12 protein-coding genes are annotated in these 13,753 nt (G+C 49.8%); 5 read left to right on the top strand and 7 right to left on the bottom strand.

Translation table 11 applies throughout. The features are described 5' to 3' along the window. Positions 1–97 precede the first annotated feature (97 nt). The 5 genes from ACYVUU_RS06360 to ACYVUU_RS06380 all read left to right on the top strand — a co-directional run bounded on the left by ACYVUU_RS06360 (position 98) and on the right by ACYVUU_RS06380 (position 3,715). Positions 98–580, top strand: coding sequence for a hypothetical protein (locus tag ACYVUU_RS06360; protein ID WP_484500361.1), 483 nt, complete (start codon positions 98–100; stop codon positions 578–580). A gap of 420 nt (positions 581–1,000) precedes the next feature. Next, positions 1,001–1,213, top strand: a complete 213-nt coding sequence (locus ACYVUU_RS06365) for a hypothetical protein (protein WP_484500363.1) — start codon at positions 1,001–1,003, stop codon at positions 1,211–1,213. Positions 1,214–1,963: 750 nt separating this feature from the next. Continuing rightward, positions 1,964–2,284 (top strand): hypothetical protein, encoded by a 321-nt coding sequence (locus ACYVUU_RS06370; protein ID WP_484500364.1) that lies wholly within the window; start codon positions 1,964–1,966, stop codon positions 2,282–2,284. Between the two features lie 837 nt (positions 2,285–3,121). Beyond that, the gene (locus ACYVUU_RS06375) at positions 3,122–3,409 is read left to right on the top strand and encodes a hypothetical protein (protein ID WP_484500365.1); all 288 of its coding nucleotides are present in this window, start codon (positions 3,122–3,124) and stop codon (positions 3,407–3,409) included. A 21-nt stretch (positions 3,410–3,430) separates the two neighbouring features. Beyond that, a complete protein-coding gene (locus ACYVUU_RS06380; RefSeq protein ID WP_484500366.1) occupies positions 3,431–3,715 on the top strand; it encodes a hypothetical protein in 285 nt (94 codons plus the stop codon). Between the two features lie 856 nt (positions 3,716–4,571). On the opposite strand, the gene gtfB is transcribed toward ACYVUU_RS06380, so the two are convergent. The 7 genes from gtfB to asp1 are packed head-to-tail and all read right to left on the bottom strand — an operon-like array spanning position 4,572 to position 13,749. Further along, complete coding sequence (gtfB, locus tag ACYVUU_RS06385) at positions 4,572–5,912, bottom strand: accessory Sec system glycosylation chaperone GtfB (protein WP_484500367.1); 1,341 nt, start codon at positions 5,910–5,912, stop codon at positions 4,572–4,574. Then, positions 5,905–7,410, bottom strand: coding sequence for an accessory Sec system glycosyltransferase GtfA (gtfA, locus tag ACYVUU_RS06390; protein WP_484500368.1), 1,506 nt, complete (start codon positions 7,408–7,410; stop codon positions 5,905–5,907). The genes gtfB and gtfA overlap by 8 nt, the downstream gene beginning before the upstream one ends. 9 nt (positions 7,411–7,419) lie before the next feature. Further along, positions 7,420–7,626, bottom strand: coding sequence for a hypothetical protein (locus ACYVUU_RS06395; protein WP_484500369.1), 207 nt, complete (start codon positions 7,624–7,626; stop codon positions 7,420–7,422). Next, positions 7,619–10,006, bottom strand: coding sequence for an accessory Sec system translocase SecA2 (gene secA2 / locus ACYVUU_RS06400; protein WP_484500370.1), 2,388 nt, complete (start codon positions 10,004–10,006; stop codon positions 7,619–7,621). Before secA2 ends, ACYVUU_RS06395 begins: the two co-directional genes overlap by 8 nt. A gap of 4 nt (positions 10,007–10,010) precedes the next feature. Next, positions 10,011–10,628 carry an accessory Sec system protein Asp3 gene (gene asp3 / locus ACYVUU_RS06405; RefSeq protein WP_439775103.1) on the bottom strand — a complete coding sequence of 206 codons (618 nt, stop codon included), beginning with the start codon at positions 10,626–10,628 and terminating at the stop codon, positions 10,011–10,013. A 2-nt stretch (positions 10,629–10,630) separates the two neighbouring features. Continuing rightward, positions 10,631–12,184, bottom strand: coding sequence for an accessory Sec system protein Asp2 (asp2, locus tag ACYVUU_RS06410; protein ID WP_484500371.1), 1,554 nt, complete (start codon positions 12,182–12,184; stop codon positions 10,631–10,633). Beyond that, positions 12,184–13,749, bottom strand: a complete 1,566-nt coding sequence (asp1, locus tag ACYVUU_RS06415) for an accessory Sec system protein Asp1 (RefSeq protein ID WP_484500372.1) — start codon at positions 13,747–13,749, stop codon at positions 12,184–12,186. Before asp1 ends, asp2 begins: the two co-directional genes overlap by 1 nt. Between the last annotated feature and the right edge of the window lie 4 nt (positions 13,750–13,753).

The raw sequence follows: 13,753 nt of genomic DNA on the forward strand, positions 1-13,753 counted from the left end.
TTCTGACTCACTCAAGTACTTAGACGTTGAAGTCGACTGGCTTGCTGAGTCGCTCAAAGACTTAGACGTTGATTGACTTGCACTTTCTGATTCCGCCTTGCTCGTTGATTCTGACGCGCTAATTGACTTACTGATCTTTTCAGAGTACGAAGTTGATTGGCTTTCCATTTCTGAGAGCTTCTCAGAAGCTTCTTTGCTGCTGATCGTGCTCTTAGAAATTGCAGTTGACAAACTGGCTGATTCAATCGTACTCAACCGCTCCGAAATCTTAGTTGAGTCAGACTCGTATTCAGACTTAACCTTAGAAATTTCTTCACTCAGTGACGTACTTGCTGATTCAGATTCAGACTTGCTCTTAGACTGGCTGACAGAAGCACTGACGGATCTGCTTGTGCTAATTGATTCAGACTTGCTTCTTGACTGGCTTGCAGATTCACTCAAGCTAGCTGACTTAGAAGCTGAAACACTTTGGCTTGCAGACTTGCTTTGGCTAACTGAGTTAGACCGACTCTGGCTGACAGAAGCAGATTCTGACTCACTCGCGCTCTTTGATGCTGAAACTGATTCACTTAACTTTTGAGAGCTAGAAACCGATTCGCTCACGCTAGTTGACTTAGATTCACTAAGTGACTTGGATGCTGATTCACTAGCCTCAGAAGCACTCTTTGATGCACTTTCACTTTCCGAAATCTGCTGACTTAAGCTTTGTGATGCTGAAATTGAGTCGCTCTCTGCCTTTTGACTGTCAGATTCTGAAGCAAGACTTCTAGACTGACTTTCGGACTGGGAGCTGCTAGTCGATTCATATGCACTCTTGCTCAAGCTTGCTGATTCGCTTGCACTGATAGATTCGCTCTTGCTTGCTTCTTCACTGATGCTTTCAGATTCTGAGTTAGAGATAGAATCACTCAATGAAGTCGACAAAGACTTGCTCTCTGAAATAGAGTTGGAAACTGAGTCACGCTTGGAACGGGATTCGCTTCTGGAAAGTGATCTGCTCGTGCTCTTAGCTTCGCTGGTTGAAGCAGATTCTTCAGCAGATTTGGATGCTGATTCACTTCTAGAAGCAGATTCTGATGAACTTTCATCCAATGACTTGGACCGGCTGTCACTGCGGCTGTCTTCTTCACTTTGCTTAGTTGAAGCTGACTTGCTGCGTTCAGCTTCTTCTGACTGGCTTTGTGATTCAGAAGTTGACCGGCTGACTGATTGAGACTGAGCCTCACTGTTGGAGTTGTCAAAACCATTCTTAACGTAGGAGTTCTTGTAACCCGCCATGATGGCACCCAGGTTATGTTGCCCAGAGTTTTGTTCAGCACCAGTAGCGTGGACAACAGATGAAGTTGCACTTTCGTCTGCCTGAACTTCAACGAGGACGTTGTTAACAATTGACGCAAAGTCGCTCAAATTATCAGTTGGGATCTTAGTAGTGAAAGTAACCACCACGCCACTTGACGTATCAATCTTATTGCTAGTCGTATAAGCATCCCCGTAGTAACGACCATAGAATTTGCTTTCGTCGACTTGGGAACTGTTAACGTTAAAGCCCAGCGCCTGCTTGCCCTTGCCGTCATTTCTACTAAAAGTGTTGTTGACGTTGTAAAGAGTGTTGTTACTGCTGCTTGAGCTGTATGCTGCAACTACCGCGCCAGTAGCGACTGAGTATACAGTAATATTATCAGCCTTTTCCAAGCCAGACATGCTGTTTACGAAGAAACCAAAGTATGCGTCTTCTCCCGACTGAACTTTCGGCTGGTATGTTACTTCCCAGGTAATAACCCCAGTTGACAAGTTCATGTACCCTTTAAGGTCTGACAGAGTTTTCGCGCTGTAGAAGCCGCTGCCGAGAGTCGTATTCTTAATTTCGTACAGCAAGAAGCCCTTGTTGGCTGCCGTCTGGCTGGCTAAAGTGCTCATGGAGTCCGCAACACTCAGGGAGTAATTTTCAGCTCTTGATCTGCTGGTGCTTTCAGATTCTCTGACTGATTCTGAGAGTGATTCTGAAACAGAAGCTGATGCGGACGCAACCGCGGAAGTGCTTGCTGAAACTCTTTCTGATTCGCTGGCTTCTTCTTTAGACAGAGATTCTGCCGCGCTGGCTGACTGTGATGCATCTGCTGATTCTGACAAACTGGTGCTGGTTGACGCGCTGGCGCTTTCTGAAGCATCTTCCGCGTCTTCCTTGCTTGCCAAAAGTGATGCATCCCTGTCCTGCAGGCTCAAGCTGGCTTCAGCATCTTTTTCCGCCAGTTCACTTTCTGAAAGACTAGTTGATACTGACTGACTTTTGCTTTCAGACAGGCTCTTGCTTAAATACTCGCTTTCAGAAGCCGAAGTGCTCAAGCGGACAGACTCTGACAGGCTGTTGGCCATACTTTCTGATTCCGCAGCAGAAACTGACTGGCTGGCCGCTTGGCTTTCGCTTTCAGACAGACTCTTGCTCAAAGACTCGCTCTCAGAAGCAACCGCGCTAACTGACTTAGACTGAGACTCATGTTCTGACACAGAAGTCGACAGGCTTTCTTCAATTGAGCCAGATGCTTCTGTTGACAGGGACTGACTGTCAGCTTGGTATTGACTTGCATCAAAACTAGTCGTAACTCCAGCGGTCTGTGAACCCTGCTGGACAGTTGTCGCCACTTGACTGCCTGCTGTCAGATCGGTCGTATCTTCAACTACAGCTACGTATGAGTAGTAGCCAGTTTCAGTATTAGTGAAGATCCAGTAGCCGGTCGTTCTGTCAGTATCCACGCTAAAGCTGGTTTGACCGTTTGAAACGTCAGCATTTACACTTACTTGACTGAAATTGTCCTGGTCATCCAGTTGGTCAATAACCGTGTTAACGTCTTGTGAGCTCAAATAGCTAGAACTGGTCTTGTAAAGCTTAACAGTTGCATTGCTGCTCAAGCCGGAGATCGTCACATTTTGCGTACCTTCAGCGGTCCCTGTTGGGTTAACTTCAATTAAGTAGGTAGTCTTGCCAGTAGAAGCATCAAAGCCAACCGTAGTCTGGCTCATGTTAGTGCCAGTGCCGCTGTAGCCGCCTGTGTAGTAGGAGTAGCCGTAATTCCCGTAAATGATATTAGCGTTTGTGTAATTGTTTTGATCTTGGTACTTGCCATTGTCAACATTGCTTCCAAAGTACTTAGTCGTTGACAAGGTCTGCAGCTGGGTTTTACTTGCTTCTGCCTGGGCCACCTGCAGGTTGCTGTTATATTCAACAACCGCGGCTGACTCGCTGGCTGAAGCTGACAGACTGGCTTCTTCTGAAGCACTGGCTGATTGGGACTGGTCAATAGAAGCTTGCTGCTCTAAGCTTTCAGACAGTGACTGGGAGGCTGAAGCTTCCGTACTGGTCTGCTGGCTGTCCTGGCTTTCTGACAAAGTTATGCTGGTCGTGTTTGCCTGATTTGCCGGAACAGCAAAGAGATTGATCTTAGCCTTGGCCGTCTGGCTTTCGCTTTGGCTGCCTTCACTCTTTGACTCAGATTGCGTTTCAGATGATGACTTAGTTTCTGACTTTGACTCAGATTCTGCTTCCGACTTTGATTCTGAGGTCGTTTCTGACTTTGATTCGGATTCTGCTTCCGACTTTGATTCGGATTCAGACTCTGTCTTGGATTCAGATACAGTTTCTGACTTTGAATTAGATTCAGATGCAGACTTGCTGGCAGCTTGGCTAGTAGATTCTGACTGGCTTGAGCTTGCCGATTGACTTTCACTGACGCTGCTGCTTTGTTCCTGGCTGTCTTTTACAGACAAGCTTTCTGACTCGCTGGCTGATTCAGATTGTGAATTAGTCTGTGATTCAGTTTGAGAGGTCGTCTGTGATTCGCTCTGGGTCTGGCTAGCTGTGCTTGAATCCGCGTATGACTGCTGCTTTGACTGGCTCTGGCTTTGACTCAAAGTGTCTGACTGAGAAGACTCATTGACATTCTCATTAGAACTCACTTCAACAGAGTTCAAGCTGGCCGTATCCTTGGTCGCGTCAACCGCCGCCTCAACTTGAGAAGTAATCCCAAATGCCTTGTTGTCGATCAAGGCGTTGGCCGCTGCCGTCCCGCCGGCAAAGGCGCCTAAAGCAGTGATCCCCTTTAACGCCGCGCGAGTATTGGCATTGACCGCGTTCTCCTTATTCAGCTTGCGCTTGCTGTCCTTCTCCTCTTTCTTGATAGCTTCCTTGGCCTTGGCAGAGAATTGGACCTCTCTCTTTTCTTTCTTGTTTTTCTTGGATTTCGACATCTTTCATCAACTCCCAATGCTCGCATTTAAACAGTTGCTTATAACTTCTTACGCAAGATATAAGCTAATCATGTACATTTCACTATATTTAAAGTATTATTGTTTCTTCTGCCCTATCGTGTAAAAAAGCCGGGCAGACGCCTATTATCGCTAGCTAGCTTGTCTTTAAATCCGCCCGTCCGGCTAAAAAGTTAAAATGGGCCTTTATTTTTTAATTATAACACGACCGCTAGAACAAATAGTCATAGATGTTTACAAAAATGCTATTATTTCAACCTTTTTAGCGCTATCAAAAAAGCCCGCTCTTGAAAGCGGACTTAAAAAATTTCTTATTGCAGGCTCTTTGCCAAAAGTTCCCGGAAATGCTCTGCCTTTTCAGACCCAGCATGGTCTTCTTGCAAGCTAAGCAGGCGGGCATATTCTTGAGGATCTGCCAAATCTTTAATAGCGTCAATCATCCCTGCCGCATCCCCGGCCGCGAAAATATTCTCCGCTGCCACGTATTCTGGCGAATGCAGAGTGTCCCTAAAAGCAAGCAGCAACAGCCGGTTTTCAAAGGCTTGCCGGCCGGCCTGCAGGATTTCATTGGCATAGTTGATGTCCAAGTAGAGGTCATCTTCTTCCAGCAGGCGGGCAACATCTTTATTTCTTGCCACCGGGTACAGGGCCACGTTCTCGTAATGGCCAAAATTCATCAATCGGCCGGACATTTCCGTTACGGCGGCAATGTCAAAGTGCCAGTCCGGCAAGCCTTCAACCAGCTGCTTGAGACACTCGATCTGGTCGGAATTGGTCAAGATCAAGGCCCGTTTTCTGGCCTGGTTTTCCCTCTTGAACGGATACACTGTCCCCAGGTACTTGACCTTCTCAGCCATCTGCCGGTCCAGCTGGCCGGTGATCTTTTCATATTCAGCCCTGTCTTGGATAATCACCCGGCCGCCTGGCAGGTTGTCTTCCAGAAGATACAGCATGTTTTCCGGCACATTTCCTTGACTGATTTCCTGCCAGAAAAGCAGATTGCGGGACGGCTTTTTCTTTAGCTGGATCAAGGTAAAAAGGCAGTTGCCCAAGGAATTGAAGATCACTTCATCCAGGTCAAAGTCAGCTTCTTCCAGATAATAGGCCGTCAGCTGGTTGATGTTCTTAAAGTTGTAGATGCCCCCATCTGGCAGATTATAAGTATAATCCCCGGTTAGATGGTTCTGGATCAAGACTTCCTGGCCGTTAGAGGCAAAATAGCTGGTCATTGCCTGCCGGCCGCTGTTATCGCAGCTCGTTATCGCGTACTTCCAGCCCCACTGATTGTAGTGGTCAATTACCCGGATCCGGCCGGAATTATCCAGCCATTCAACCTGGCTGACCTGCCGGCGGCGGTTATTTTTCCAGTAGCGGATGTTGGCCCGCTTCTGCCCATGATCCAGCACTTCCCCGCTCTGCGAGTCAGCTTTGATCTCCCAGAATTCCGGCAGGTCAATCTCGTTAAAGTAGCGGGGACGGCCTGTAAATTCAGATCCAGCCAGGCCTAAAAAGTACTTAAGCGGCGATTCGACTCCCTCTGGCAAAAAGCCGTTGTCCATTATCACCACGCTCGGCTGCTGATAGCCAGCCAGTTTCAACGACCTTTCCAGGTCCTGGCTTTTTTCATTGTATTCATAGAAAAGATTAATCACGGTGCAGCTCACTTTCTATGGCCTTTTTCCATAACTTGGCAACCTGCTTGTCCTTATACTTGCCAGCGATCTCATAGGACTTCTCCGACATGGCAGGCAAGTCTGAAGAGAACAGCTTAACGATCGCTCGGGACATTTCGCTAACATGCTCTGGCACGGTCGCCAGCCGGTCATATGGCAAAAGCAGGCCGTTTTCCCTATCAGCGATAAAGGTCGGGTTACCGTAGCGGACGTCAAAACCGACCATAGCCAGGCCCGACCCCACTGCCTCCATCAAGGTAAGGCCAAAGCCCTCACTGGTTGAGCAGGTCAAATAGGCCTGGTAGTGCTGGTAAATATCATCCATCTGCTGGTGTCCTTTTAAATGGATATAGTCCTCAGCTCCGACTTCCTTAATCACGTCCTCCAGCATGGCCCGCTCCGAGCCCGACCCGTAAATGTCCAAAGTCAGTTCCGGCAAGGCCTTCTTGGCTTTGGCCACCGCCCGAATAGCCCAGTCCAGATGCTTTTCGCTGGCCAAACGGGAGGCCGTCACCAGACTGAAAGGCTGACGGCTGGCAAAATCCGGCTTTTTCAATTCTTTCAAGCTGCCCACTGGAATCGCATAGATCTGGGGCTTTTTGCCCTTATACTTTAAAAACTGCTCTTCCATCAGCTCTTTTTGGAGGTCTGTCGCCGTTACGTAAAAATCGATCTGGTCAGCATGCTGGAACTCATACTCATAGTAATTGTTCCAAAGGATGGTGTCGTCATTGGTTTCTGCTTCACTGAAGTGGTCGGCGTGGACAATCGTCCCTACCCGGGCCTTGCCCCGGTTCTCCAGGATTTCCTGGCCCTGGTCTTCAGCCCGGTCGATCAAGATGATATCTTTTTTGGAAAAATTCAATTCCCGCAGCATCTTAATCAAGAGCTCATGTTTAGAGTAAAGAATGTCATCTTTGAACTTGAAGATTTCCTGGTCACCATCAATGATTTCATCATAAACTGCCGTCCCATCTTCATTGTAAAAACGGCGCTGGTAGAGCTTGGCCCGATTGTTTTCCGGAGCATAAAACTCGCTGCAGTAGCGGCCGTAGCTGTAATAGTCCTTTCTGACCAGGTTGGCCCCGGACACGTATTCAACCCGGTCAACTATGCCCGAAGTCAAATCCTTCAAATATGCCGTGGCCCAGAAGTCATTGGCGAATATGTAGCGGACCGCCTTGTTCATTGGCTTGCGCTCAAGAATCGGTGGCAGGACTTTTTCCAAGTCGTCCAGAGTGAAGCTGCCCGCCCTGACTTCAAAGTCGGTAAAAAAGGTATACAGCCAGATGATCTCCCGGTCCTTGAAGCCCAGATTTCTAGTCAAGTGGGCAATATTTTCATAGCTGATCCAATCAGTAAAAATAAACTTGGCCTTCACGCCCAATTTGCGGAAAACCTGTCCCCGGTAGGCCTGGGCGTATTCGACCCCGCTGGAAGCCCAGCCGATTCCCTTGTTGATGCTGTAAACTGTCATGTTAATTACCTAGATCATTTTAAAAATCGCCAGCAAAACACTGATAATGATCGCCGCCGTGATTACCAAACCGAAAGTCCGGTAGATGGTCTTTTTCGGCTTGGCGGGCTTGACGTACTGGTTCCTGGCTCCCTTGAGCTGGCTGTTCATATGGGCCGTCAAGAGATCCTTTTGCTCATCGCTTCTCTGCTTTTCCTGCTTATCAATCTCAGACATAGTAAACATCCTTTTTTCCGAACTTGTCAATCGTGATACTGCTCATCAATACATTGCGAATGGTCAGCCGCTTGATCTCCCGGCACATCTTCTTATATGAGCTTAAAGCCGCGTGATGGTACTCATTCATCGGGTCCCTTTGCGCCGATGTCCGCATGGCCACCATCTGCCGCAGTTGCTGCAGATTGTCAACCTGCTTGATCCAGCAGACATCGATGGCCTTTAAAGCTGCCAGATTGTAGAAGCGCTTTTTCTCCGCTTCATCGTCAAAGTATTCTTCCTTGCGCTTTAGTTCTTGTTCAGCTACAGCCAGCAAGTAGGCAACAACCGCCTTTGAATTATTCAAATCCAGCTGGCTTAAGTCATCGTCAAAACCATAGGAAAGATTGTCCAAGATAAAACGGCGCAGTTTCCTTTTCTCCAAACGCGGATGCTGGCGGACAAAATCGCTGAAAAGCTGCTTCATCCAGCCTTCTAAATCGTAATTGAGCCCATCAGAAAAAATAATCTGGTTCCGGGTCTCATATACCTGCTCACGCTGGATCTCGTCACTGGCTCCCATGGACAATTGCTGCTTGCGGATATCATAGTCGCTTTCGTCACTTCTGACTTGCGCAGAATTAAGAGCCTCCCTGATCCGCCAGTTCTTTAGTTCATGGACCTGAGTCAGGTTCAAGTCTTCTGAATGGTACTTTTGCCGGTAGCGGTCCAGCCACAAGGGACCGTACTTGATGACCACATCGTCTTCCAAGGAAACGAAAAATTCACTTGTTCCCGGGTCGCCCTGCCGGCCGGCCCGGCCGCGCAGCTGGTCGTCAATTCTTCTGGAGCTCATCTTGGCCACCCCTAAGACGGCTAAGCCGCCCAGTTCAGCCACGCCCGGCCCCAGCTTGATGTCGGTCCCCCGGCCAGCCATGGTCGTGGCCACCGTAACGGCCCCGACCTGACCGCCTTCTTTGACGATGGTGGCTTCCTTGGCCGCGTTTTTGGCATTCAAGACATTGTGGGGGATCTGCTCTCTCAGCAAAAGTTCTGAATAGATTTCAGAAACGGCAATCGATTCGGTAATGATCAAAACCGGCCGCCCCAAGGCATGCAGGCGCTTGACCTCTTCCAGTGAGGCTAAAAGCTTGCTTGGCAGATCTGGATAGATCCGGTCTGGCAGGTCCTTGCGGATGACCGGCCGGTTGGTCGGAATCCGGACCACCTTGGTCCCGTAAATCTTGAAAAATTCATCCCGGGCAGAATAGCCAGTCCCGGTCATGCCGGAGAGCTTTTTAAACATTCTGAAGAGACTTTGGTAAGTAATTGAAGCCATGGCCTGCTGGTCATCTGACAAATCCAGCTGCTCTTTCATTTCAATAGCCTGGTGCTGGCCAGCCTGCAGCTTCATCCCTTCCAGGATCCGCCCGTTTTCCTTGTCCAAGAGGGCAACCTCTCCGTCAGCGCCGACCACGTAGGCTTCTTCTTTTTCAAAGAGGCAGTGGGCCTTTAAGGCCAGGTTGATGCAACGGACTAATTCCGTATGCTCGCCGTCATAGAGATTGGGCAGGCTGAAAAATTCTTCTGCCTTCTTGACCCCAGCTTCAGTCAGCCAGACATTGTTATGCTCTTCGTTGAATTCATAATCATCTTCTGACAAAAAGTAGATGAATTCGTCAGCTACTCCGATATAGTTGGACTTGACCTTGGGCAAGCCGGCAATGACCAGGGGAGTAATGGCCATGTCCAGCAAAACTGAGTCGGCTTCGTCGACAATGCAGTAGTTAAAAGGCCGCATGTACTTTTCGTCTTTTTCCTGGGCCATGTTGTCCAAAAGATAGTCAAAGCCCAGGGCCCCGCTGGTTGAATAAACGATGTCAGAATTGTAGATTTTTTTCTTCTGCTTGACCTTCAGCTTCTCGCCTTCCAGACTAAAGCCGGTGGCATAGGTAAGGCCCAGCCAGCGGTAGACCTGGGACATTTCTTCCCCGTCCCGGTTGGCCAGGTATTCATTGGTCGTCACCAAAATCGCCCCGTCTCCGCTTAAGGCATTAAGGTAAAGAGGCATGGTGGCGACCAGGGTCTTGCCTTCCCCGGTCTTCATTTCGACAATATTGCCGTAGTTAAGACCGATCGCGCCCATCACCTGGCTGTCATGGGGAAACATCCCCAAAACCCGCCAGTCGGCTTCCCGGACGACAGCGTAAGCTTCAACCAATAAACTGTCCACGCTGGCCCCTTGCTTTATCCGCTTTTTAAATTCAGCAGTCTTTCCCTTGAGCTGGTCATCAGTCAATTGCCGCATGGGCTCTTTAAGCCGGTTGACTTTCTTTAAGACCTGGCGGATCTTCCTCAGATCCCAGTAATCCGCTGAAAACAGACTTCCAATCGCGGCCATGGCCTTACTCCCTTCTGCGCAAGTACCGGTCGACTACCTGGGCCGCCAAGAGCCGCCGGTGCTCGTTTTCTTCATGCATTTTTTCCCAGTCGATCTGGCTGATGTCCGTCTCATCAGTAATCTCTTCCACGTCAATCCGGTGGAAGACCAGCTGGTGGCAGCCCGCCCCAACCAGTTCGATCGTATAGTAGTTGGCCTCTTTCGGAAAGGCAAAAATTCCCTCTTGGCCATGAATGATCTGCAGCTTAACCATGTGGTCTTCCCGGTCAAAAGCCACCAGGCGCAGGTAAAAGCCCGCTTCCTGGTCAGCCTCGGCCAGAATCCGGAAGAGGTACTTGCGACCATTGATCAAAAGCGGAAGTGACGGGATGGCGTGGGCGGTGCTGTAGCTGTAGACCATGTCCCACTTATAGATGACCGAGCCAGCCGGCAGAGCTCCGTTATAAAAGAAGACGTCGTCTCTGGCCCGGCGGATGATCTTGGAGCCATACATATAGGCGTGGCCAGTCGCTTTGACCGTGCTGCCCGTATAAGCAAAGCCGCTCCGGTATTTCTGCTGGTCCCGGCCGGAGATCCCCCGCCAAAAAGGACTGCAATTTTCATTCCAATAAATGCTCTGCATCTCTATCGCCCGTATTCATCCTTCAAAATTGCCCCATACTGGGTTCTGAACCATTTGACCAAGGGGCCGGTTGCGTCATTGTGGTGGCCGGGAAAGCCCTTGGCAATGATCTTGCTGTCCTGCTTGCGCCGGCTGAAGCTGCGCATAATGTCCCGGTAGGCATGGGGGTCGTAGTCGTCGTCCTCCATATAAGCAATAGCCAGGGTAGTTTTAGAAAAGTCGGCCTTGTCAAAAGCCGTCCAGAACATGTCATCCAAAGCCTTAGCTCTTTCGTCAAAGTCTCCCCGCCAGTTGTCATCTGGAGAACCAGCGTTTAAAACGTCTAAAGCCGTCGGGAAAATCCCATAGCGGTAGTCTCTTTCCATTTGGGCCATCTTGCCCAGGCTGGCCAGTGGCTTGCCGACCACGATAGCTCCTGGCTCAATCTTTGAGCCGTAATAAAGGGCCCCAAAGGTCCCCATCGACAGGCCGGACATAGTTACTTGATGGTGGTCAAAGCCCAGCCAGTCCAGTTTTTCCTGGATTCTGGCCACAAGCTTCTCTTGCAGTTCCTGGCTGCCCAGGTAAAAGGCGCCGCCTTCCAGGCGGGGGTCGCCAACCAACATAAAGGGCGCCTTCATGGACCGCATCATGTAAAAACCTTCAAAGCCTTCCGCCGTCCGGTAGCCGGAAAAGTAGATATTTAGTGGCGGTTTAAGGTCACCAGGGTTAAAGTAGGTGATCAAAGGGTCGCGCTTGCTGTCGACCAAGTCTTCCCCGCCCGCGATAAAGGCGCCCAGGCCCCGTCTGGACCAGCGGTAGTGGATGTTGCCCATGGTCAAGTTGCCTTCGCCTCTGGCTTCTAAGCTGACGTTTAAGATTGAGCCGGGGTTGGTTCCTTCAAAAAGGAGCCACTTTTTCATGTCAGCTTCCGTGAACACGACCCGGCGGCGGACATTATCCGCAATGCCGGGGTTGTTCTCATAAACGGCCAGGCGGATATCCACGCTGGCATCCTTGAAGAACTGGGGCCAAAGTTCCAGGGTCCGGTCCTTGTCGCAGTACATCCCCCACCGCCAGTTGATCACCGGCCAGAATTCGTCACCGAAGTTCCCGCTGAGGCGGACATTTTCAAAGCCGTTAAACTCTACTCTGCCCTTGAAGAGGGGGTTGACTTCCATGCTGGAGACATCCAATTTGCTGCCGACCTGGCCGCCAAACAGACGGCTTTCGATCCAGTCAAAGGCCTGGTTGTTGCTGGCAAAGTGCACGAAGCGGACCTGCTTGGACTTAAAAAAGAAGGCGGCTTTTTCAGTCAGTTCTTCATCTTTCAAGTCATCATCCACCATGATCGTGTAGGCATCTAAATTTTTGGCCAGGGCGGGTATATCCTCATCTTCTGGCAAGTCGATCAGCCAGGCCCCTTGAAAGCCCCTGAAGCCCAGCTTTTTGTCTGCTTTCAGCTCTTTGATCAAGTCATCCATTTCCCCGTAGCCTGCCCGAAACCATTTGGCGTTTTCCCGATCAGGCACGGGCGGCAGGTATTCTTTTACCCCATAAAGCAAAAAATAATCCATTAACCCTTCCCTCCTACCGCGTCTGACAGTTCCTTCACGATCTTGGCGGCCGTGTAGTTGTTGATCTTGCCGACTGAGTACATCTTGGCCCGGTTCCAGTTGCTGAGCCCGTCCAAATAGTAGTGCAGGGCCCCGGCAAGATCCGAAATCTGCCCAATCCGGAGGCCGTTTTTGCCGTCATCGACATAATCGGACTCAACCAGGTTGATCTGGGGGATGCCAGTGCTGATGCCGACCACCTGCAGGAAAATTTCCGGTCTGGCTGACAGGTCAACAATGAGCCGCATAGGCTTGAGAATCTTGATCAAGTCCGTGTCCGAGTGAATGGTGACATAGTTGATCCGGCGGACCCGGTTTTCTTCATCATCGTCATCTGCTTCCATTTCCTTAGGCAGGGACTGGTTGGCCCTTAAAAAGCAGTAGCGATACTTACAGTCTCTTTTGGCCATTTCATCTTTGATCAAGCGGTCCAGGATGCCAAACTGGTCAAAGCCGGCGTAGTCAGCGAAGTTGATCTCAACCAGCTTATTGCTTTCCATCACGTCAAAAAGCTCCTTTAAAGCCAGCTTGATCACTTCTTCAGATAAGCCGCCCGTCATGAACATGACCTTGAGCAGGCGTTCCCGGTCGCTTTCACCCATAGTCAAGTCCGTATCAAGGGGAGGCAGCTGGACGACGTGCTCAACTCCGTTTTCCTTCATCAAATTGACCGTATAGTCGGAATCGGCGATGACCATGCTGGCCATTTTGGCCGTTTCAAAAACATGGGGGTCATCAAAATTAGTCCGGTGGCCGTAATAAGAAATTACTGTCTTGTAGTCTTTTAATTTTTCCAAAAGGAACTGGTCGTGCCGGCGGCTGGCAGCGATGATAAAGGAGTCGTCAGGCTCTAGATTCTCGGCAAAATACTTGTCCAAATACTCGCTGATCATGTCCGTGATCGAGTCGTAGTGGCTCTTTTTAAAGCGATCCTGGGCCGCGGAAAAAATGGTCACCGAATCATCCTTGTTGTTGCGGAAAACTTCCTCGCCTTCCGGGTTCAGAAAGACCCGGCTTTCAAAGCGGCCTTCATTGTCGTAGTTGAGGATGCTGGACAAAAAGCCCCGCCAGTCAAAGAACATGGTCCGGTACTTGTAGCCCTGGCGGACAAATTCGATCTGAATCAAATTGCCGGTAACCCCCATCCGGATCCGGGCGTAAAGCTCATCTTCCCGGTAAACCAGGATGTTGAAGGCATTGTAGACGAAGCTGCAGTCCTTGGGCCAGTTGAAGTCCAGGTAGTTGACGTTTCTGACCACCTGGTCGGCCGGAATCCCCTGCATCAGGTCAAAAATATTGTCGCTTTCCGCGTCCAGAATGTTGTGCCGGAAGAGGAAGTTGCCAATGCTGGGCAGGTAGCCCAAAGTCAGAATTCTGACCGGCTGCCCCTCATCTTTGAACATCCTGATCTGGTTGATGCTGTCGTCAAAGTCAAAGTGAATAAGGCCGCTGTTCAAAAACCAGATCTGCCCGTAGCTGAGCCAGGTCCGGTCGCGTCTGTACCACGATGGCACGAAATAATACATCCTT

The organism is Lactobacillus sp. WILCCON 0058, assembly GCF_057198005.1.